18 protein-coding genes and 1 pseudogene are annotated in these 21,454 nt (G+C 69.3%); 6 read left to right on the top strand and 13 right to left on the bottom strand.

Features of this window, described 5'->3' with window-relative positions; all coding sequences use genetic code 11:
- The first annotated feature begins 143 nt into the window (after positions 1 to 143).
- Entirely contained in the window at positions 144 to 419 is a 276-nt protein-coding gene (locus tag ACWDMM_RS23035; protein WP_195081532.1) for a hypothetical protein, read from the top strand.
- Between the two features lie 228 nt (positions 420 to 647).
- Here ACWDMM_RS23035 and ACWDMM_RS23030 read toward each other — a convergent pair whose 3' ends face one another.
- The 8 genes from ACWDMM_RS23030 to ACWDMM_RS22995 all read right to left on the bottom strand — a co-directional run bounded on the left by ACWDMM_RS23030 (position 648) and on the right by ACWDMM_RS22995 (position 8,893).
- A complete protein-coding gene (locus ACWDMM_RS23030; protein WP_195081531.1) occupies positions 648 to 1,901 on the bottom strand; it encodes a cytochrome P450 in 1,254 nt (417 codons plus the stop codon).
- Between the two features lie 191 nt (positions 1,902 to 2,092).
- Complete coding sequence (locus ACWDMM_RS23025) at positions 2,093 to 3,265, bottom strand: aminoglycoside phosphotransferase family protein (RefSeq protein ID WP_195081530.1); 1,173 nt, start codon at positions 3,263 to 3,265, stop codon at positions 2,093 to 2,095.
- Between the two features lie 217 nt (positions 3,266 to 3,482).
- Positions 3,483 to 4,214, bottom strand: coding sequence for a MerR family transcriptional regulator (locus tag ACWDMM_RS23020; protein ID WP_195081529.1), 732 nt, complete (start codon positions 4,212 to 4,214; stop codon positions 3,483 to 3,485).
- Between the two features lie 22 nt (positions 4,215 to 4,236).
- Positions 4,237 to 5,616, bottom strand: coding sequence for a serine hydrolase domain-containing protein (locus tag ACWDMM_RS23015; protein ID WP_357206431.1), 1,380 nt, complete (start codon positions 5,614 to 5,616; stop codon positions 4,237 to 4,239).
- A gap of 80 nt (positions 5,617 to 5,696) precedes the next feature.
- On the bottom strand, positions 5,697 to 6,959 hold the full coding sequence (locus tag ACWDMM_RS23010; RefSeq protein WP_357106145.1) for a TMEM143 family protein: 1,263 nt from the start codon (positions 6,957 to 6,959) through the stop codon (positions 5,697 to 5,699).
- A 221-nt stretch (positions 6,960 to 7,180) separates the two neighbouring features.
- The gene (locus tag ACWDMM_RS23005; protein WP_195081526.1) at positions 7,181 to 7,525 is read right to left on the bottom strand and encodes a DUF1330 domain-containing protein; all 345 of its coding nucleotides are present in this window, start codon (positions 7,523 to 7,525) and stop codon (positions 7,181 to 7,183) included.
- Between the two features lie 127 nt (positions 7,526 to 7,652).
- Positions 7,653 to 8,480 carry an SGNH/GDSL hydrolase family protein gene (locus ACWDMM_RS23000; RefSeq protein ID WP_449939417.1) on the bottom strand — a complete coding sequence of 276 codons (828 nt, stop codon included), beginning with the start codon at positions 8,478 to 8,480 and terminating at the stop codon, positions 7,653 to 7,655.
- Positions 8,477 to 8,893, bottom strand: a complete 417-nt coding sequence (locus ACWDMM_RS22995) for a nuclear transport factor 2 family protein (RefSeq protein ID WP_195081525.1) — start codon at positions 8,891 to 8,893, stop codon at positions 8,477 to 8,479. The genes ACWDMM_RS23000 and ACWDMM_RS22995 overlap by 4 nt, the downstream gene beginning before the upstream one ends.
- A gap of 119 nt (positions 8,894 to 9,012) precedes the next feature.
- Between ACWDMM_RS22995 and ACWDMM_RS22990 the strand changes: the two genes are divergently transcribed.
- Complete coding sequence (locus tag ACWDMM_RS22990) at positions 9,013 to 9,576, top strand: PadR family transcriptional regulator (RefSeq protein WP_195081524.1); 564 nt, start codon at positions 9,013 to 9,015, stop codon at positions 9,574 to 9,576.
- A gap of 16 nt (positions 9,577 to 9,592) precedes the next feature.
- Here the strand turns inward: ACWDMM_RS22990 and ACWDMM_RS22985 are convergent, their stop codons facing one another.
- The 3 genes from ACWDMM_RS22985 to ACWDMM_RS22975 all read right to left on the bottom strand — a co-directional run bounded on the left by ACWDMM_RS22985 (position 9,593) and on the right by ACWDMM_RS22975 (position 14,394).
- Positions 9,593 to 11,071, bottom strand: a complete 1,479-nt coding sequence (locus tag ACWDMM_RS22985) for a purine-cytosine permease family protein (RefSeq protein WP_449939413.1) — start codon at positions 11,069 to 11,071, stop codon at positions 9,593 to 9,595.
- A 402-nt stretch (positions 11,072 to 11,473) separates the two neighbouring features.
- On the bottom strand, positions 11,474 to 11,953 hold the full coding sequence (locus ACWDMM_RS22980; protein ID WP_195081522.1) for a hypothetical protein: 480 nt from the start codon (positions 11,951 to 11,953) through the stop codon (positions 11,474 to 11,476).
- Positions 11,950 to 14,394 (bottom strand): molybdopterin oxidoreductase family protein, encoded by a 2,445-nt coding sequence (locus tag ACWDMM_RS22975; protein WP_195081782.1) that lies wholly within the window; start codon positions 14,392 to 14,394, stop codon positions 11,950 to 11,952. The genes ACWDMM_RS22980 and ACWDMM_RS22975 overlap by 4 nt, the downstream gene beginning before the upstream one ends.
- A 71-nt stretch (positions 14,395 to 14,465) precedes the next feature.
- On the opposite strand from ACWDMM_RS22975, the gene ACWDMM_RS22970 reads away from it, so the two are divergent.
- Positions 14,466 to 15,431, top strand: a complete 966-nt coding sequence (locus ACWDMM_RS22970) for a cation diffusion facilitator family transporter (protein WP_357106140.1) — start codon at positions 14,466 to 14,468, stop codon at positions 15,429 to 15,431.
- Between the two features lie 125 nt (positions 15,432 to 15,556).
- Here ACWDMM_RS22970 and ACWDMM_RS22965 read toward each other — a convergent pair whose 3' ends face one another.
- Positions 15,557 to 16,786, bottom strand: a complete 1,230-nt coding sequence (locus tag ACWDMM_RS22965; protein ID WP_323124296.1) for a multidrug effflux MFS transporter — start codon at positions 16,784 to 16,786, stop codon at positions 15,557 to 15,559.
- A 50-nt stretch (positions 16,787 to 16,836) separates the two neighbouring features.
- Between ACWDMM_RS22965 and ACWDMM_RS22960 the strand changes: the two genes are divergently transcribed.
- Positions 16,837 to 17,283, top strand: coding sequence for a MarR family winged helix-turn-helix transcriptional regulator (locus ACWDMM_RS22960; protein WP_357106134.1), 447 nt, complete (start codon positions 16,837 to 16,839; stop codon positions 17,281 to 17,283).
- 24 nt (positions 17,284 to 17,307) lie between these two features.
- Positions 17,308 to 17,737: pseudogene (locus ACWDMM_RS22955) on the top strand (sigma-70 family RNA polymerase sigma factor); the annotation flags it as partial.
- Positions 17,738 to 17,871: 134 nt separating this feature from the next.
- Here the strand turns inward: ACWDMM_RS22955 and ACWDMM_RS22950 are convergent.
- Complete coding sequence (locus ACWDMM_RS22950) at positions 17,872 to 18,975, bottom strand: hypothetical protein (RefSeq protein WP_357106130.1); 1,104 nt, start codon at positions 18,973 to 18,975, stop codon at positions 17,872 to 17,874.
- A 235-nt stretch (positions 18,976 to 19,210) separates the two neighbouring features.
- Between ACWDMM_RS22950 and ACWDMM_RS22945 the strand changes: the two genes are divergently transcribed.
- Positions 19,211 to 21,433: a WXG100-like domain-containing protein gene (locus ACWDMM_RS22945; protein WP_449939408.1), complete on the top strand. Its 2,223-nt coding sequence runs from the start codon at positions 19,211 to 19,213 to the stop codon at positions 21,431 to 21,433.
- Positions 21,434 to 21,454: the final 21 nt, after the last annotated feature.

The raw sequence follows: 21,454 nt of genomic DNA, 5'->3' as shown, positions 1-21,454 counted from the left end.
ACCTTGGTGGGATCGAACCATGTGCAGGGGTGGTCGTCGCGCACCCTGAGTGTCCTTTCGGCGATGTCCTGTGTCGATGAGGCTGGACAACGTCACAACGACAGCGGGACCGCCCCGCAGCACCGACACGAAGGAGCACCCCTATGGCCACCGACCAGCGCTCGACCCGTCGCACCCGCCGCTTCGCCCGCGCCATGACGATCGCCGCGGCGCCCGTCCTGCTCGGGGTGGGCCTGGTGACGGCCGGCGTTGCCCATGCCGATCAGGACCCCAACCTACCGACCTGTCGCTGGCCCAACCTGGTGTGCGGCCCGCAGACCAATCTGACACCCGGCGGCCAGACCGCCCTCACCCCTGGGGGCGCGACCAACCTCACTCCCGGCGCGCCCAACCGGCCGCATTTCCGGCCGCAGGTCTGATAGTTCCCGGCTGATGTGCACGGCGCGGGGATGCGGCCCCGCCACCGAGTAGCGGGGCCGCAGCGGAGATCCGGACACCGCGCCGCCGGCGGCGATCCTTCCGGCCGCCGTCCGCTCGCGCCGCACGATCGCAGCCCGGTCCGGCAACTACACCACGACCGGCCCGTCGAGCAGGCCGCGCTTCGAGCCGAGACAACCGGTGCCACGCGACCTGTGCCCGCGGCTGGGTCAGATGTTCAGCGGAGCGGTCGGCGGGAAGGTGACCGGCAATTCGGTCAGGGCCCGGTGGAACGGACCGGGCCGCCAGTCGGGCGTCCGGTTCGGCAGGTTCAGTTCGATCTCCGGCAGCGCGTCCAGGAGTTGGTCGATGGCCTCCTGCGCGATCAGGTAGGCCAGCGGACGCGCCGGGCAGGCGTGCGGGCCGAGCCCCCAGGCCAAATGCGAGCGATTGCCGGTCAAGTCGCCGGTGCGGATCGCGGGATCGTTGTTGCACGCGGCCATGCTGATGACGACGGGCTGGTGCGCGGGCAGCCAGACGCCGTCGATGAGGATCGGGTGGCGCGGGTAGGTGATCAGCAGGTTCGCCAGTGGCGGGTCGTTGAACAAGACCTCGTCGATGGCGTCGCGGGACGACAGGTTCCCGCCGAGGATGCTGTCGCCGAAGCGCTCGTCGGTGAGGATCAGCAGCAGGGTGTTGGCGATCAGATTCAGCTGGAATTCGATCCCGGTGCCGTAGACCTGCGACACGTGGTGCGACGCCTCCACGTCATCGAGCTGGGCGGGATGCTGCAGCAGCACCGAGGTGATGTCGCGCTGGGGTTCGGCTCGTTTGAGCGCCACCAGGCTCATCAGCGCCTCCCCGAGCATCTGATTGCCCTTCTCGGCGTCGACGCCCTCGAGCAGGGCGGCCGTACCGGCGGCGACCTGCGCCCCGATCTCGGGCGGGCAGCCGAGCAGATAGTTCACCACCTCGAAGACCAGCGGGAACACGTACTGACGGATCAGTTCGGCGCTCCCTTCTCGGCAGAAGGAGTTGATCAGCGGGATGGCGAGTCCCTCCACGATGTCGTGCAGGGCATACAGATCGACCTCATCGATGCTGGCGGTGATCGCCCCTCGATACCGGGTGAAGTCGGTTCCGGTGCTACGACTGGCCATCGGCCGCCACTCCAGCAGCGGAAGAATCGGGCAGTCGGCGGGGATGTCCTTCTGCCAGGCGCGCGGGTCGGCGGGGAAGTGCTCGGGATCATTGAGGATCCGCACCGCGGTGCTGTAGCCGATCACCAAGGTGGCCGGGACACCCGGCGCCAACTCCACCGGCGCCAAAGATCCGTAGCGGCCGCGCATCTCGCGGTACACACGGTGCGGATCGGCCGCGAATTCGGGCGAGTAGATGGGCACTCGCTGGTCGTCGGAATCGGTCGGCGAGCCGTGGACGACGGGGCACGTCCGAACCGGGGCCTGAGATTGCGGCGTACTCAAAGAGCGAACTCCAAACTGTTGGTGTTGCACTACGTGACTGCTGAACTACCGCTCCGTACCGCGACACTGCATCGGAGCGAACTCACCGGGACTACGCCGGGGCCGGTCGATGGTATAGCGCGTGGACGCGCGATCATCACCACGCACGAGAATCCGGCCGCGACGCCACAGCGGTGGTGCGGGGCTCGGTGTCAGACTCCGAGGGCCTGCAGGGAATCGTGATCGTCGATGGCCGTGGTGATGCGCTTCAACAACGTCAAGCAAGTCTCCACGGGCTGCATCTCCGGTTGATACGCCGCCCTGCCGATCGTGAAAGCCCAAGCGGCGTAAGCGAACATGGACTGCTGCCGGTACGCCAGCCACGCCTCGTCGAACGACGGAGCCCGGCCGTCGAGGCTTCCGAGTTCGTCCAGATACGCCGCCAGCAGTTCACGGTCCCAGGCACGGCGGTCCTCGGGCTCGCATCCCGAATTGACGGTATAGGCGAAGTCGTGGGCCCATCCGCCCCGCATCACCACCTGCCAGTCGACGAAACCCATGCGCCCTGCGGCGGTTCGATAGGTCTGCCCGATGTGCGGGTCACCGTGCAGCAGCGTCTGCGGGAGCTCGTTGGTCGCGTTGTCGATCGCCCGCTCGACACCGGCCCACAGCCGGTCCGCTTCGCCGTGCAGGGACTCCGGAACCACTTCCGCGGCGCGGCGCAGCCCCACCTCGCAGCGCTTCTTCATGTCGATGGCGGCGAGGTATGCCTGCAGTGCCTCGGTCGTGGTCTTGAGGTCCTTGATCGACGGGTGCTCCCAGAAAGTGCGGTGCAGTCGCGCGAGATTGCGCACCAGATCTTCGATCTGGTCCCGCGCGACCGGGGCGTTCGGCTCGACGAACCGCGCGCCGCGGGTGGAGGCGATGTCTTCCATCAGGGCGATCGATCGCCACGACGCCGGATCGGCGGCGCCCCAATAGCCGAACGGCGCTTCGATGTCGAGCTGGGGGCGGAAGTCCCGGAAGAAACGGGTCTCCCCGTCGATCATCTTCCCGCCACCGAGCAGGATGCGCTGCGAGAAAGCTGTCGTGGTCTTCGCGAAGAGGTGGGTCGGCAATCCGGCCCGCTGCCCCGCGTCGTTGTAGTCGACGCGAATCGCGACGCGGGTGGATGTTCCGCGGCTGCCGTTGGAGGTCTCGAACCCGACCACCTCGGCCTCGGGGACATCGCGGCACAGGACGGCCGTCAGCCACTGTGGGGTCAGCGTCTCGCCCGACACCGGGACGTCCCCGGCATCCCTGGCCTTCGGCCGGAACACTTTCTCGCCGATGATGTGCGCACCGACTGTGACGGACCGTCCGAGCAACCAGAGCTTGTGGTTCATTCGTTTGCCTCGATTCCGGAGTACGACATGAGCGCCCGCGCGGCCGGGTCACCGGCGCACGGGTCCGCAGGACAGTAACGCACTCTGGAAGGCTCTGTACCGCAGTGTGTTTGCCTTTCCGTCGCGGCCGGGGGCAATCCGCGCGTGATCGACCGAGCCCCACAGCCGCCACGAAATATCCAGTCCCGCTTGCCTTACCCGCACAGGTCCGGGGCTGTCACTCGGTCGTCGCGTTCTGGGCGATCCGCGTCAACCTTTCCCAGGCGGGGGAGGTGATCCCCACCGAATCGTTCACCAAGCGGACGAGTTCCGGATCCAGCCGCGGTGTGGTCCGGCCCGCTCCGGTGCGCCTGCCGGTGATCCACCGCCGGGTGCGGTCGGCGAGGTCGGCCAGGCGCGGGTCGTCGGGGGACCAGTCGAACGCCGCGTCGTAGTCGAGGTAGATGGACCGGAAGCGCGGATCGCCGATGGCGTCGAGCTTGTCGGCGGCCCAGTCCGACGCCTGTTGCGGGGCGACCGATTGCAGCAGAATCCAGATGTCGCGTTCCATCCGGACCGCCCGGTCGCTCACTCCCAGCTCGCGCAGGCGCTCGAGGTACTCGGCGACCTCGGGAGACACGAACAGCCGATCGCCGGACCCCAATTGGGCGATCTGCTCGCGGGTGCGGCGGATCTCCTCGGCGCGTTCGGCGAGCATGCGGTCGACCTCGGCGATGGCCGCCGCGAACTCGCCGGAGTTCGCGGTCAGCAGCTCCTTGATCCGCGCCAGGGGCACGCCCGATCGCGCGAGCGTCCTGATCTTGACCAGATCGATGGCGTCCTCGGCGCGGTAGCGGCGATAGCCGGAGGAGTCGCGCGGCGGCTCGGGCAGCAGCCCGCGCTCGTGATAGACCCGCACGGCCTTGATCGTCACGCCCGCGTACCGCGCGAGCTGCCCGATGGTGATCATGCGCGTCTTCCTTCCGTGACCGTCATCGCACCCGAGCGAACAATCGACCGGCGAGATCGATTCCGCTCACGGCGGCGGATTCGTCCCGTGTGAAGAACCCGCGTTGTCCTCGCAGACCGCCTTCGGTGACGATGTACTCGTCCCCCGCGCCGGGCAGCAGGCCGAGGGTAGCGGGTGGCAGGTCGGGCGGCAGCTCGGTCGTCGCGGCGGCACGGATCTCCGGTTTGATGGCGCATTCGATCGTCAGGCCCGCCCCATCGGTGTCGAGCGTCAGCCGCATCATCTCGTTCTCGTAGCGCCCGACGATCTCCCCTGCCCGTGCCGCATCGTGGGGCAGCGGTTCCGGATCGCGTTCGACCACGCCGAGGTAGTGCTCGAGCACCCACCGCACCACGGTCCGGTTGAACGCCAGCCCCGCGTCCGGGCCCGCGTTCGACATCACGGCGACGGCGAAATCCCGCTCCGGCACGATGAGCAGGTCGGCGAACTGACCATTGCCGGAGCCGCCGTGCCCGATGGTCGCGACACCGTCCACCTCGCGCAGGAACCAGCAGAGGCCGAACGCGTCACCCAAGGTGCTCCCCCGCAGTTCGACGGTTCGCTCCCGCATCCGGTGCAGCAGTTCGGTGGGCAGAACGCGCTCGCCGCCCTCGGTCCGGCCGTCGCCGAGATGGAACCGCGCCCACCGCAGCAGATCACCGACCGACGTCGCCACACCCCCGCCGGGATTATCGGCGCGATTGTCCTTCCACTGGCGGGCGACGACGAGCGTGCCGCCCGCATCGACGTTGTGACCCACCGCGAACCGCCGGGTCATGACGTCACCGACCGCGTAACAGGTATGTGCCAGGCCGAGCGGTTCGAGCAACAGCGACGCGACCGCCCGTTCGAAGGTCGAGCCGGTGACGTTCTCGACGATCCGGCCGGCCAGGTTGAACCCCGCCTGACTGTAGGACGCCCGCGCTCCCGGTTCCGCGATCAGCCGCGACTCGGCCAGTTCGACCGCGTGCCGCGCCAACGCGTCATCTCCTTCGCCGGTGTCGTCACCGACCCGCCATTCCAGCCCCGCTGTGTGGTTGAGCAACCGCACCACGGTGATCTCGTCGGCAGCCGCGTCGGCGGGGGCGAATTCCGGGACATACCGCCGCACCGGCGCGTCCAACTCCACCCGTCCCGCGGCGACCAGCCGCAGCAAGGCGGTCGCGGTGAACGTCTTGCTCACCGAGCCCACCACGAACATCGTGTCCGGGTCGACCGGAAGCGGGTTGTCCATGCTCGTCACCCCATGGCACGCGAAGGACGATTCACCGCCGATCGAGACCCCGACCGCCGCACCCGGTACACCCGATTGCTCGGCCGACGCCGCGACGAATTCCGCCAATTTCTCTGTCAGCTCGTTCATGTCACCATGCTCGAACCCTGCCCCTGGGGAAAGGTCAAGCCGTTGGCTGACATCGCACCGCGCAGCCTGCACCTGCTTCTTCAGCCGGATGTGACCGCGGCCCGGCCGATGGCGTCGCCCGACGGCGGGCGAACACGGAACAAGTTGTCCCAGTGGTGATTCAAGCGCTGTATCGCCTCGGTCAGCGGCACCGCGCCCACGGTGCCGTGCTCGTCCTCGACGAGCAGCCGCCACCGGCGGAGCCTGCCAAGGCCGTCACGGATCTGGAAGTCGAAGGTCGTCCCCCACCGTCGGCGAAACCACTGCTCCACCCGCTGATCGAGTTCGGTGGCGGTCAGCGGCCGGTCGGCGGTGCGCAGGAAGTGATAGGCCAGGACAGCTTCCTTCACCTCCGAATCCTCGGCGGCGCCGAGCAAGTGGTGAAACACTCCCGCGTCGTTGTCGAGATTGCGGAAATAGAGGTGTTCGGACAGCGTCTTCATCAGCTTGATCTTGCGGTTGGAGAACTTGGCGAACTGCCGCACCAGATAACCGCCGAAGGCCGCAAGCCCGGCGCCGAGAGTGACCAGCGTGGCTTGATCGAGCCGCACGGACTCCTCGCGCAACCCCGCCCAGAACGCCAGCAGCAACAGCAGCGGGCCCAGCGAGGCGACCAGTTTGGTGACGACAACGACGATCCCGGAGACCACCGCGGGCACCCCGATCAGCAGTTTGTCCAGTGGCCGCATCCGCACGCGAACGCTCGGATACAGCATCTCCAGGTCGTTGCGCGGGACGTTCTGGAACAGCTTCAGCAGCACACCGCCGTCGGGCCGGTCCGCGACCGCCTCCGCGCGCTCGGTGAACGCGACGTAGACAAGGACCTTCGCGTAGCTGGTGAACTCGATGCCGCGCCGCCGCAGACCGAACAGCCACCGCACCTGCTCGGTGCGTTGCGCCACCCCGCGCCGGAAGAACATCACCGTATCGATGTCCTCCGCGTCGACCTCCAACCGCACCTTCACCAGGGAGTGCTCGGCGAACGCTCGCTCGATCTCGGCGGCATCGATGCGCGTGAAATCCGCCGACTCGGCCAGCGCGACCAGCTCACGCTCCACGCGTGCCCGCGCCGCGGCCCGGTCCTCGGGGGTAGCGGCACACAGCGCCCGTTCGTCCTGCGCGGGATCGACCAGCTGATAGGCATCGAGCACGGTCTCACCACGCACATGGAACTCGTGGTGCGCCAGTGCCGACAGCAGACGCGCGAATTCCACGAACGACTCGCGTTCCGACTCGGGGAGTTCGTCCGCGCACAGCGAGATCACCGCGCTTTTGCGGAACGGCAGGTAGTGTTCGGCGTCCATCGGCAACTCCTCTCGGCGGACCGGGCCCGTCGGTCACAACCCTATGGGGAGGCCGGGATTCGGTGCTCGAGTGCCGGACAGGAACGTGCGTGCGTGCCTCGGATGCTTCTGCGTGGGCGGGGGCCCGGCGCGCAGGTCGAAATCCCACGGCGACGGCGGAGCCGTGCTGCGCGTGACCGACGACGGCCCCGGCATTCCGGAGGCCTTGCAGCCGACACGGGCTAGCCGGACACCGCCTTCCGGATCGCCGCTACGGCGGCGGTCGGGGCGTAATCGGCCGGGACGCCTTCGACCAGGATGATGTCGCCCTCGATGTGCCGCGAGCGCAGCGGCGCGAGCTCCCGGTACGCGGGCGAATCCCACCATGCCCGCGCCTCGGCGATGCCGGGGAAGCCGATCATCACCACGCCGCCGGGCCAGCTGCCTTCCTTCACCTCGTGCGGTGTCGCGTGCACGAGGTAGCGGCCACCGTAGGGCTCGAAAGTGGCGGGGAGGCGCTCGATGTAGTCCGCGATCTCCGGGTGCGGTGCGGCGTCTTGCAGGTGGGCTATGACGTAGGCGGTCATGGTGTGATCGTGACATGGCGATCGACCAGGGTCGATTACCCGCGAGGTAAGCGGCGCACGTGCGGCGGCGGTGTGCTGGGCGAGCGCGATGACCGGCAATGCGTTGCGAGACCGGTGAATTCCGCGCTCACGATTGGGTCCGGGCCGTTGGCGCGGCGGTCGCCGTACCGTCGACCGGAAGTAGGTGCGGGCGTTTGGCGGCGCGTCCGTCGCCGGAGGAGCGTCCGGTGATCCGCCTGCCCAGCCAAGGGCCGAGAAACGTCGCGGCCCAGCGTGTTTCGCCCACCACCGTGGCCAACCGCGTGGCGGCGGGCAGCGGCGGCGACAACGGTTCGGCCCATGTTTCGTCGGCGCCGGGCAGGCCCAGGGCGTGGGCGAGGGCGTCGGCGATGCGCTGGTGTCCGAGCGGGTTGGCATGGAGCCGGTCATGGCTCCACAGACGGGGATCGGTGACGGCCGCGCGCTGCTCGGTTTCGGCGACGACGACGCCGTGCCGCGCCGCCGCGGCGCGGATGCGCTGGTTGAGCGCGGTGACACGACCGCCGAGCGGGCGCGCGAGCGGGGTGATGCGCGCGAGGTCGGGAAAGGTCAGTGTCGCCACGACCGCGCCTCCTGCGGTGAGGGCGGCGAACATCGCGTCCAGGTGCCCGGCGACCTCGTCGGCGTCGAAACCCGGCCGTAGCAGGTCGTTGACGCCCGCGACCACGGTCGCCAGATCCGGTCGCAGCGCCACTGCGGCGTCGAGTTGCTCGGCGCGAACCTGACCGGCGAGTTTGCCTCGAACCGCGAGATTGGCGTAGAGCAGGCCGGGATCGGACCGGGCGAGACGTTCGGCCAGCCGGTCGGCCAAGCCGCGCAATCCGGTCCGATCGTCGCCGTCGCCGACTCCTTCGGTCTGGCTGTCGCCGAGCGCGACATAGCGCGAGTACGAGGGGCGCTCGGACAGGTCGCTCACGCTCCCCGCGCCTCCCGTTCGAGCTGCGCGGCGGCCTCGGCCTTGATGCGCTCGAACTGCTCACCCATGCGCGCCGAGAGGGCTTGGGCCGCCGACAGCGGACGCACCATGACCATGAAGTCGTCGATCTTGCCCTCCTCGTCGAAGTGCAGGAAGTCGCAGCCGGTCAGCCGCTTCCCGTCGACGGTTGCCTCGAACACGAACGCGTGGTCGCGACCGTTCGCGTCGGCGATCTCGCGCACATAGCGGAAATCCTCGAACACGCGGATCACCGCGCGCAGGATGGCCGCGGTGATCGCCTTGCCCGGGTACGGCCGGAACGCCACCGGACTGGTGAACACCACGGTGTCGGCCAGCAGCGCCTCGATGGCGGCCTCGTCGCGAGCTTCCACGGCTGCCCGGAACGGGTGCATGGCATTCTCCTACTCAAAGAATTTAATAGGTGATGCGCACGTTATCGAGGTGCAGCAGCTATGTCCAGATCCATCCGGACAGATATTTGAATAATCATCCGAAGTGTTAGCCTGGGCGGATGGCGCTACGCAACGCGGTGCTGGCCGCCCTGCTGGAGGGCGAGGCGTCCGGCTACGACCTGGCCAAGAGCTTCGACGCCTCGGTGGCCAACTTCTGGATGGCCACGCCCCAGCAGCTGTACAAGGAACTGGAACGCATGGCCGCCGACGGCCTCATCGAGACCCGGGTCGTGCAGCAGGAGCGCAGGCCCAACAAGCGCCTGCACGCCATCACCCCGGCCGGGCGGGCGGCCCTGCGGGAATTCGTCGAGAAGCCGGCCAAGCCCACCGCCATCCGCGACGAGTTGATGGTGAAGGTGCAGGGCATGGTCGCCGAGGACGCCCCCGCCGTGCGCGCCGCGGTGGCAGGCAAGCTGGAGTGGTCGAAGTCGAAACTGGCCCGGTACGAACGCCTGCGCTCCCGGCTGCTGGACGGCCGCAGCGAGCAGGCGTACCTGGCCGAGGCCGAGCGAGTCGGCCCTTACCTCACGCTGCTGCGCGGAATCTCCTTCGAGCAGGAGAACATTCGCTGGGCGGAGTTCGCGCTGTCGGTGATCGACCGGCGGATCGCCGCACACACGTGAGGACGGGGACGGCGCTCTACACGGTGACTCGGACCGGCTCCGCGTCGCGGTGCCCGATCCGCTCGGCCGCGCTCGCCCGCGCGAGCGGACGCACCCGGTGCAGCGCCGCGTAGCCCACGCTCGCGACGACCAGCGCGACGAAGACCCCGAGATTGCTGCTGCCGAGGCCGCCCGCGCGGGCGGCAGGCGTGAACAGGTAACCCAGCAGCGGACCGACATGCGGATCGGGCGAGGTGACCAGGCCGAGCCCGGCGATGGTCGCGACGATCAGACAGCCGACCCCGACGCGGTTGACCTTTCCGTAGCCGCCGAGCGGGCTGTAGAGGGACGTCCGGTCGTAGCCGATACGGCGGCGCTGCCACAGGTCCACCACGAAGATTCCGGCCCACGCGGCCATCACCACGCCGGTGGTGGTCAGGAACGCTTGGAACGGCGCGAAGAAACCCGGCGCCGCGAAGGCCACATAGCCACCGGCGGCGGCGATCAGGGCGGCATCGATCAGGACGGTGTAGTGCCGGGAGATCCGCACGCCCAACGTCTGCAGCGCCAGCCCCGAGGAGTAGAGACCGATGATGGAGCCCGAGACGAAGCCCACCAGCGCCAGGATCAGATAGGGCACCAGGAACCACGTGGGCAAGTGGGCCGACAGGGCGCTGATCGGATCGGTGGCGGCCGTCGCCGCCACCTCGGGATCACCCGCCGCGAGCACCGTGCCGAATCCCATCAGAACCAGGGCGGGAGCGGTGCCACCGAACGTGATCCAGCCGACCAGCGCGCCCTTCCGCGCGGTGCGCGGCAGATAGCGGGTGTAGTCGGCCGCGCAGTTGACCCAGCTCAAGCCCAGCGTGTTCGCGACGAGCATCACCCCGCCCACGAACGCGCCGACGCTCACCTGCCCGTGTGTGGCGAACGAGATCCTGGGCAGCGTCAGCACGATATAGACCACCGACAGCGCGGTGAATGCCAGAGCGAACCACTTCTGGATCCGCAGGATCACATGACAGCCGTAGATGCCGATCACCGTGGTCACCACGATGACGGTCACCAGCGTGGCGACCATGAGCGGCGCGGTGTCCATATCCGGGTCGAGCCGATGCGCCACCGTGCGGGCCGCGAGGGTCGCCAGCACCGCCGAGAACGTCTCCCATCCGACCAGCGCCAGGTAGCTCAGCAGCGCCGGGATCTTGTTGCCGTGGAATCCGAACGCGGCCCGGCCCGCCACCATGGTCGCCGCGCCCCCTTGCTGCCCGGCCAGCGACACCAAACCGAGCAGCAGGAAGGAGAGCACCCCACCCACCGCCGCGGCCAGCGCCGCCAGATGCCAGTCCAGGCCCAGCGCGGTGACATACGGACCGAACGACACCAGCACCACATTGCAACTGGTACCCGCCCACGGCCAGAACAGGGCGCGTGGCTTGCCTCGGCGCTCCTCGTCCGCGACCCACTCGGCGCCTTTGCGCTCGAAGGACCAGTCCGACGGTTCCGCTGAACTCACAACCATGTCGAATCCCATCGTCGACGGTGGGAGGAACCGCCGGCCCAGCCTGACCACCGTGCACTCAATCAGTGTGCCGTTGTTTGTCGGCTTATTCTAGGAAGGAGACGGTCGTTTGGGAACCAAAGTTGACGGCGCAACCAAGCGAGTTGCGGTTCGGCGAGTTGTGATGGCCAGCAAGGCTTCTCGCAGAACCTTAGGTTTTCGTCACGCAAGCAGACGAGCGACCGGCAGCAAACCAGGTTCATTTACCGCTGGACAACGGCCCGATATATGACGGCTATCGACACACCCGATCTTCAGCGGGGAACCTCGGTGGCGATGGCCCCCCTTCGGCGATTCCCAGGCCACAACGGCTCGTCGGCGCCGCAGCTGTCGACGACAGAAGGCAGGCGAGCGCCGTCAGCTGACCAACGCCTGCGGCGACAGCGTCTTGAGCATGCCGTTCGCCCAGCGCAGTTGCCGCAGCGTCTGCGGGTGGCAACGCTGACAGAGTTCGACCAACTCGATGTCCTGTGCCGCTTGGGCCCCTTGGGCCAGCAGTTCCCAATCCAAGGACACACCGGCCGCGACGCGGTGCAGACGACGCAGATCCGCCAGCAGCAGCAGAGCCGGTTCCGGCCGGCGGCCCAGCAGCGTGCTCACGCGCTCTTGCAGTCCCGCGCCGAAGGTCTCGGCGCGGGGCTCGGCCCGGAGGTTCAGTTCGTATCGACGGCCTACGTCGGCGAGAGCCGCGATGTGGTCTACCGACCAGCGCCGGATATCCAGGGCCACGTGGCGGACCTCGTGCTCGGTGACGTGGCGTGCGGCGATGCCGGACAACTCCCGGGCGAGTTTGCGTTCGGATCGGTGCAGTTCGCGCAGCGCGATGCGGAGTTTCATCGGTTCGGGACCTCGAGCAGTTCGTCGTCGAGCGCCGCGCTGCCGCCCACGGTGGCGGCGATGCCTGGTGTGGTCGGCGCGGACGCGGTGGCGGTGGGCGCGGGCGCCGGGTGCCCGTGCGCGCCCGCGAGCCGTTCGAGCCGGGCGGCTGCGGTCTTGAAGATCGGCTGTTTCGAGGCGGGATCCCAATCGGTGACGGTCATTTCGTTGGCTGCCCGCTGGTGCTCGCGCTCGCCGTCCGGCTGGTCCCAGTAGCCGTAGTGGAACGGCACGAACAGCACGCCGGCACGAATGCCCGTGATCCGCGCCCGTGCCCGGATCGCGCCGCGCGGCGAGGAGATCCGCACCATATCGCCCTCCGCCACACCGAGTTCCGCCGCATCGCGGCTGGACAGTTCCACCCACACCTGCGGCGCTGCGGCCTGCAACTGCGGCGCGCGAGCCGTCTTGGTGCGGGTGTGGAAGTGATACAGGGTGCGGCCGGTGATCAGGGCGAAGGGATACTCCTCGCTGGGCTGCTCATGCGGCGGCACGAAGCGGGCCGCCTTGATGATCGCCTTGCCGTCGGGATTGAGCGCGCGGTACTCGGTCGGTTCCACCGGCGTTCCCGTGATCAGGTCCTTGCCGTAGCTTTCGCAGTATTGCGGGGCAGCGAAGAACTCGCCGTTCTCGTACAATCGCTCGGCGCCATCGGGATACCGGTCGTTGCACGGCCATTGGATGCCGCCGCCACGCAGGCGTTCGTAGGTGATCCCGGTGTAGTCGCAGGGCCGGCCCGCGCTGCACCTCTTCCATGCCTCGAACGCCGATTCGGGGTCGCGCCACGGCGGCAGCGGGTCGCCGTCCTTGTCGCGGAAGTCCATGCGCCGGGCGTAGTCGAGGAAGATCTCCAGATCCGCTCGCGCCTCGCCCGGCGGATCGACCGCTTTCTCGGAGATGTGCACGGTCCGGTCGGCGTTGGTGAAGGTGCCGGTCTTCTCGCCCCAGGTCGCGGCGGGCAGGACGACATCGGCCAGTTCGGCCGTTTCCGTGCGGAACAGATCCTGCACCACCACGAACAGCCTCTCCTGGGCGAGGATGGACCGGATGCGCGACAGCTGCGGCAGCGACACCGCGGGGTTGGTGGCGCTGATCCACAGCATTCGGATCGTGCCCTGCTCCGCGTAGCGGAAGATCTGCATCGCGTGCGTCGGCGGCGCGTAGTGCGGAATGCGGTGGGTCTCGATGTTCCACAGCTTCGCCAATTCGGCGACGTGCTCGTCGTTGGCCCAGTTGCGGAAGCCGGCCAAGTCGCCGTCGGCTCCGCATTCCCTGGTGTTCTCGGCGGTGGGCTGGCCGTTCATCTGCAATATCCCGCAGCCGGGCTTGCCCAGCATCCCGCGCACGATGTGAATGTTGTTGACCTGCACTGCCGCTGCCGTCGCCTGGTGGGATTGGTAGAAGCCCTGCAACACGGTCGACAGCAGCCGCCGCGCGGTGCCGAGCAATTCCGCCGCCCTGCGCACGTCCGCGGCGGCGACACCGCAGATCTCGGCCACGCGCTCGGGGGTGTATTCGGCTACCGCCGCGGCCAATTCGTCGAATCCGACGGCGTTGGCGTCGATGTAGTCGCGGTCGATCCAGTCGTGCTCGATGATCTCGTGCAGCAGGCCGTTCATCAGCGCGACGTTGGTTCCCGGCAGCGGAGCCAGATGCACGGTGGCGGCCTTGGCCACGGGTGTCGGGCGCGGATCGACACACAGCAACGCGGGCGGTTTCGCTCCGGCCAGGCGGTCGAGCATGCGCGTCCACAGAACGGTCTGGGTTTCGGCGACGTTGTGTCCGAACAGGGCGATGACGTCGGCGTGATCGACATCGGTGTAGCTGCCGGGCTGACCGTCGCTGGCGAACGATTCCTTGAGGGCCTGGGCCGCGGTGGCGGTGCACAACCGCGTGTTGCCGTCGACATGGTTGGTGCCGATCGCCCCGTGCGCGATCACACCGAGGGTGTAGTACTCCTCCAGGAACAGCTGTCCGCTGGTGTAGAAACCCAGCGCACTCGGCCCCCGCTCGGCGAGCAATTCCTTGCTGCGCTGGACGATGCGGTTCATCGCCGTGTCCCAGTCGGTCTCCACCAAGCGCCCGCCGACGCGGATCAACGGCTTCGTCAGCCGGTCGGGCGAGGCGTTCGCCTGCCATCCGAACAGGTCTTTCGGTCCGAGCCGACCGTGGTTGACCCGGTCTCCCGCACGTCCGCGCACCCCGACGATGCCGCCGTCCCGCACGGCGATGTCCATCGCGTCGCCATTGCTGTGCAGGATCGACGCCGAGGGCACCCACTTCTCGACGTCCCGCTCGTCGACTCCGTCGGCCAGATGCATGTCCACGCGGACGGGCCACGGCTCCCCTGGTTGGTACGGTGTCCGGTGACCCCAGGGTTCGGCTATGCGGTCATGCCTGATCACCACCCGCGCGTACCCGGCATGTGGTGGGGCAAACAGAGTCCGGGGCGGTTCGTGCCAGACTGGCGTAGATGGAGCGAGCGAACGCCTTCCACGACGAGAAATCCGCGCCGACGGCCGGTGGGGGGAGCACGCGCACGGTGATCGTCGCTTTCGGCGCCAACGTCGCGGTGGCGGTGGCGAAGACGGTCGCCGCGACGCTGTCCGGCTCGGCGTCGATGGTCGCCGAGGCCGCGCATTCGTGGGCCGACACCGGCAACCAGATCTTCCTCCTGGTCGCCAACCGTCGCAGCACTCGCACCGCCGACGCGAAACGGCCACTCGGGTACGGGCGCGAGGCGTATGTCTGGTCGTTGCTTGCGGCGGTGGGTCTCTTCGTCGCAGGCGCCGCGGTATCGGTGTGGCACGGCATCACCGAACTGCTGCACGAAGGTGACAGCGGACAGGATTACGCGATCGCCTACCTCGTGCTCGGGCTCGCGTTCGTCTTGGAGGGCGCCTCGTGGCTGCAGGCCACCCGGCAACTCGGCGGCGAGGCCGAGAGCTTCGATCAGGACATCCTCGAGTACGTGCTGGAGACCTCCGATCCCACATTGCGGGCGGTCTTCGCCGAGGACAGCGCGGCGCTGATCGGCATCGTCATCGCGTTCGCGGGAATGGGACTGCACCAGCTCACCGGCGCCGCGGTCTGGGACGCGCTCGGATCGGTGCTCGTCGGCGTGCTGCTCGGGGTGATCGCCGTCGTACTCATCGACCGCAACCGGCGCTTCCTGACCGGCGAGCCCGCCTCGCCCGAACTCCGCGCCGCCGCCGCGGCCCGCATCGAGGAAATGCCCGAAGTGGCCGCGGTGCGCTTCGTGCGCTTGGAGTACGTCGGGCCCCGGCAGGTCTTCCTCGTCGCCAGCGTCGACCTGGTCGGCGATCCGGCCGAGTCGAGCATCGCGCTCACGCTGCGCTCGCTCGAGCGGGAGCTCGAACGCAATCCGCATATCGCCGACGCGGTTCTGACGATCGCCGCTCCCGAGGACGACACGTAGCGGGTGATGCGGGACCCGTGGCTGCGGGCCGAGTGACAAGCACCGGTGCCGAGCCTCCCGGCGCGCTGGACGGAGTCACGTCGTCCTCGGGCGGCATCGGGGAGCGCAGCGCCGACCCCCGCGGATCATGCGGCGACGGTCTCGTTTTCGCGCCGCACCGCCACGACCGCAGCCGTGCCACGGACGAGCAGCCGGGCGGCGAGCGCCAGCGCGGCGCTGATCACGATGGTGACCGCCATCGGGATGCCGGTCGCGGTGCCGCCCAGCCCGACCAGCGGGGACACCAGCGCGCCGAGCAGGAATTGCAGCGCGCCCAGCAATGCCGACGCGCTACCCGCGGCGTGTGGCGCCCGGCCGACGGCCAGCGCGCTGGCCGTGCCGAGAATCGCCGTGAACGAACTGACCAGGAAGAACAGCACCGGCAGAATCAGCGCCGCCGATGCGCCCGCGGCGAACAGGACCAGCAGCACGACACTCAGGGCCAGGATCACGCCCTGCCCGGCGGAGAGGATGACCTGCGGGCGCACACGCTTGGTCAGCCGCGAACTCAGCACCCCGACGGCCATCATGCCCAGCGCGTTGACGGCGAAGACCACGGTGTACTCGGTGGTCGACAGCCCGAGCACGTTCTCGATCACGAACGGGGACGCCGAGATGTAACCCATCAACCCGGCGAAGCCGAGCGCGAACACGAGGGTGTAGCCGAGGTAGCCGCGGTCGGCCACCAGGGTTCGCACGACACGGGCGGTGGCGGCGAGCCCGCCGACGTGGCGGTGTTCGACCGGCAGTGATTCCGGCACGACCAGCAGCGCACCGCAGAACATCACCAGGAAGATCGCGCTGAGGACCCAGAACTCGCTGCGCCAGCCGACCGGGACCAGCGCGCCGCCGAGCAGCGGCGCGACCACCGGCGCGATGCCTCCGATGCTGGCGAACAGGGTGAAGATCCGCGCCGCGGCCGCGCCGCTGACGCGGTCGGCCGCCACCGCGCGACCGATCACGATCCCGGCCGCGCCCGAGAAGCCTTGCGCGAAGCGCAGCACCACCAGCAGCCAGATGTTCGGCGCGAGCGCGCACAGCACCGTCAGCACGGTCGCGGTCGCCGTGGCCAGCAACAGCGGCCGCCGCCGTCCGAACCGGTCGGACAGCGGCCCGATGACGAGCTGCCCCAGCGCCAACCCGATCAGGAAGGTCGTCAGCGTCAATTGCACGCTCGACGCGCTGGTGTGCAGATCGGCGGCCAGCCCGGTGAACGAGGGCAGATACATGTCGGTCGCGAACGGCGCCACCGCGGACAGCAGGCCGAGCACCACCAGCAGCGGTCCGTTGACCCCCGGTGCGGTCGATTTCAGCACGTTGACACCTCCAAATACTTATTTATGCATAAGTAACTTACCATGGGGGCATGAGTCGTGAATCCGACCTCCGCGAACTCGACGCCGCACTGCGGGAGCTGTCACGCGCCGTTCATCGCGCGGCCGAGCGCTTGACCAGGGTGGAGCCGCTCACCCAGGCCCAAGCCGAGGTGCTCCGCGTGATCGTGCACGAGCCGGGCGCGGTCCCCGGGCGCCTGGCCGCCGTGACCGGCATGCAACCCAGCAACGTCAGCACCGTGCTGCGCCACCTGACCGAGCTGGGACTGATCGAACGCGAGACGGACCCGGCCGATCGGCGCAGCAGCCGGATCCTGCCCACGTCCAAGGCGATCGAGAATGCCGCCCGCATCGACGCGGCACGCACCCAGCTGGTTGTCGACGCGCTGTCCACCGTCGATGAAGACGAGGTCGACGCCTTGCTGGCCGCGGTTCCCGCCCTACGCGCTTTGGCCAGCGCCCTGCACAACTCCGGCTGACCCCGAACGATCTTCGCCTACGAGATGCTCGGCTCGGCCGCCGACGCCGAAGACGTCCTGCAGGAGACCTGGCTGCGGTGGGCGGGCGTCGACCTCGGCACCGTCCGGGATCAGCGGGCCTACCTGGTCCGGATTCGTCACCCGCCAATCGCTCGACCGGCTACAAACGCTGGGGCGGCGCAAAGAGTCCTCCGGCGGCCCCTGGCTGCCCGAACCGCTGCTCACCGCGCCCGACGTGGCCGAGGACGTCGAACCGGCCGACAGCGTGTCGATGGCGATGCTGCTGGTGCTGGAGACGTTGACGCCGATCGAGCGTGCGGTGTTCGTGCTGCGCGAGGTGTTCGATCTGAGCTACGACGCGATCGCCGAAGCCGTCGGCAGGAGCCCGGCGGCGGTCCGCCAGCTCGCGTACCGGGCCAGGGCGCACGTCGCGGCCCGGCGACCGCGCGGTGTGTGCCGCTGACGAGGGATCTGGCACCCACCGCGCAGCTTCTGAATCCTCCGGACTCCCGCGCGCCGACGGTAGGGCCGCGTCGTCCTCGGACCCTCGGGGGGCGAAGCCGGGCGACCCGGTCTGCGCGGACCCCATCACCCGCTGGCGACTCCGGCCATGATCAGCTGGAGGTGGGCGTCTTCGATATCGCCCGCGCCGAAGACCTCGGCCAGCGCGGCGCGATCGATCTCCCCGCGCTCGGCGGCGAGCACCAGACCGAACGCCGCCTCGCGGGCCGGGGCGCCCGGTTGGTCCTCGACCAGCGCGGCCACGATGGCGGCGGTGTTCTCCCCGCTCCACACAGCGGGTACGGCCGCGGCGACCTCCGCGGCGGGCGGCGAGGCACCGCGGAACCACCGGCCGCCATCCCACCAGTAACAGAAGGACAGCAGCCCGATGCCCGCGCGCGGGTTCAGCAGCGGATTCGCCACCCAGATCGGCGCGCCCGCGTAGAGGTCCGGCATCGGCGCCCCGGCGTTGTAGACGGCGTCGAGAACAGGGTCGTTCCACACGCCGCCGGACAGCACCGCCCGGTCGCCGGGCACGATCCACAGCGAGGAACCGCTGTGCTCGGCCCCTTCGAACAAGCCGAGCGCGGGCAGGACCCGCGGACCCCACGGGGAGCCCACCGCCACGAAGGCCGCCGACAGCACCGCCCAGCGCGCCACGAGCAACGGCAGCGCGGGCAGTCCCTCCTCCACCACCGCCGCGCCCGGCTCCGCCCCGGCCGCCGTCTCCGCCGGCCGCGACTGCCGATCGGCATGCCCGATATGGGCGGCGAGCCACACCGGTAGCCGGTCCCGCGGAAATACTTCGAGATCCGCTCGATAGACCTCGGCCGGGAAAAGGTGGTCGTCGGGGAACGGTTCGTCGCCGTAGTCGTAATCCGTCCGCACTTCACCGGATGCCGACACCAGAAGCAGATACCGCCACCAGGGGCCACCGGGCTGGGCGGCCGACGCTTCCCGGTGCCTGCGAACCAACGCCAGCACCTCCTCCGGAGGCAGGATCTGGACCGTGCGTCCCTCCGCGTCGGTGGCGACGACCGACGCCAGCTCGGCGGCGACCGTCAGCACGAAGACCGCGTGGATCTCGTGGCCGCCCCGCGGCGCGAGCCCGGTCAGCAACTCGGCGATCCGGCGGCTCGCCGGATCCGGTGGGGTGGGTCCGTCCGCGGACGGCGGCTCGGCTGCGGTCACGACGTGGCACCTCCTCGTTCGCGGCGCGAGGCTACCACCGCGCGGGAAACGAATGGTGCTGTCGAAAGCGACTTTTCGAGTCGGCCCATCGATTCATGCTGTGCGCGACGAGAATTCGCCCGGTCTTTGATGAAGGTTCAACTCACCGCGGTGTAATCCGATGACGTCGACCGCCGAGGAGGCGAACTGTGGGAAGCAACCCGAGAGGGCGCTTCGGCACCGCCGTGGAGCAACGGTGACCATCTACCTGCCCGACGGGTTGCAGTGGCTGGCCTGGGTGGCGGGCACGACCTGGCCGAAGGGTGACGAGGACGCCGCATGGGCGGTCTCGGAGGCATGGAAGACGGCGAGCAAGGAACTCCAGGCGCTGCTCACGGCCATCGATGAGGCCGAGCAGACCACGGTGTCGGCCTACTCGCAGGGTGAAGGCGGGGCCGCGATGGGCGCCCGCTACGACGTCCTGCGCGCCGGGGATCAATCCCTGGAGGAGCTGGCGAAGCTGATGAGCACGGTCGGCGACAGCGCGTTCGACATGGGCACCGAGATCCAGGCGACCAAGATCACCGTGATCGTCACCCTGGCCTGGCTCGCGCTCGAGATCCTCTGGGCCTGGCTGTTCCCGCCGACCGCGCCCGCCGTCGAAGCGGCCGCGATCACCACCACCCGGTCCTTTCTCAAAGTGTTCGAGGACTTCGTCCAGAAGATCATCACGAATATCGCCGCCCGGCTCGGCGCCCCGACGGTCAAGCGGCACTTCTGGACGCGCGCGGTGCAGTTGCGGCCGGTGCTGCCGACGGCGAAGGGCTACGGCGTCTACGGCGTGCGGGCGATCGAGGCCGCCGCCATCACCGGAACGATCAACGGAGCGGTGCAGGTCGGCCAGCTGGCGGCGGGCAAGCGCCGCCACTTCAACGGCGGCGAGTTCGGACTGTCCATCCTCGCCGGTGTCGCGGGCGTGATCCCCGGCCGCGAGTTCGGGCGGTATCTCGGCAAAGGCATCGACAAAGTCGCGGGCAAGAACCTCGACAACGTATTCGGTCGGGTCGGCCGCGGCGCCGTGATCGGCGGCGCCTCCGGCGCGGTCGGCACCGTGTTCGGGAACGTGGCCGCGGGGGCGGTCACCGGTGACTGGTCGTCGTTCTCATCGGGTCCGGGCTGGGTCGGCGGCATCGCGCGCGGCGGCTTGGTCGGCGGAGCACGCGGCGGATTCGCGCTCGGCACACCGATTCCGCCGGGGCGCGGGGACATCCGCTCCTACGTCTGGATGCCGAAACCGTCGACCGGCAACACCGGACGCCCACCGGTCCACGACGGGTCGTCCACTGGAACCGGCGGGAGCAGGTCGGCGTCGCACACCGGCGCGGGCGGGAGCAGGCCCGCGTCGACGGCCACCGGCGCGTCGGCCGGGCGGTCGTCGCCCGCGGCGTCCACGGTCGCCGGTTCCACCGGCACCCCGGCACCGCATCCCGACGGCTCGGCATCCGGCGGCTCGCGCCCGGTCTCCGCTGTCGGCAGCGGCGGTGCCGCGTCCACCCACTCGGGCCGCTCTGGACACAGCGTGTATCACGACGCCACCAGTCAATACAGCGGAAGCGGACCATCCTTCCGGCCCGGCACCCCCGACACCATCAGCAGCGGGTCCGGGCACAGCGTGTTTTACGACCCCCCGAGTACATATAGCGGAGGCGGACCGTCCGCCCGACCCGGCACACCGGCACCGCATCCCGACGGCTCGGCATCCGGCGGCTCGCGCCCGGTCTCCGCTGTCGGCAGCGGCGGTGCCGCGTCCACCCACTCGGGCCGCTCTGGACACAGCGTGTATCACGACGCCACCAGTCAATACAGCGGAGGCGGACCGTCCATCCGGCCCGGCACCCCCGACACCATCAGCACCGGATCAGGCCACAGCGTCTACCACGACGTCGGCACGAGTTCCTCGGGATCGAACTCCAGCTACTCCACCGGTTCCGGCGCGGGCGGGTCCGGTCACTTCACCGGTCGGCCCCCTACCTCGTGGGAGTCGTCGGTGGACGGCTGGAGTTCCACCGGAGGCCCGCCACCCGGCACCACGGGATCGGGATCTTCCGGGGCAGCGCGTATTCCGGTGTCCCCGCCCCCCGTTACGCCACCGCCCGCGACGCCCGCACCCAGCGGACACGCCTCGTCCGGTGGCGGCCCCAGCCCCGCGGGTTCGCAGGTCACCGGTTCCTCGGGCACGCAAGGGAACCCGATCGCCACCAGCGCCGACGAGCCGTTCCTCGGTGAGGGTAAAGATCTGCGCGGCAAGGCCCGTCCGAAACAGTGGCCCTCGGTGGAGCCGTTGCCCGGCCCCTTCCAGCCGCCTCCCGGCGGTGCCTCGCAGCCGAGCGACTGGCTGCCGGGGCCCCCTCCCCCGCAGGCCGACACACGAGCCGCCCCCGCAGGCCCCGAGGACGTCGATGTTTCGTTCACCCTCTAGACCGCCGACATCGAAGGGAGT

The organism is Nocardia sp. NPDC003726, assembly GCF_053586955.1.
This window is presented reverse-complemented; position numbering and strand designations above follow the sequence as displayed.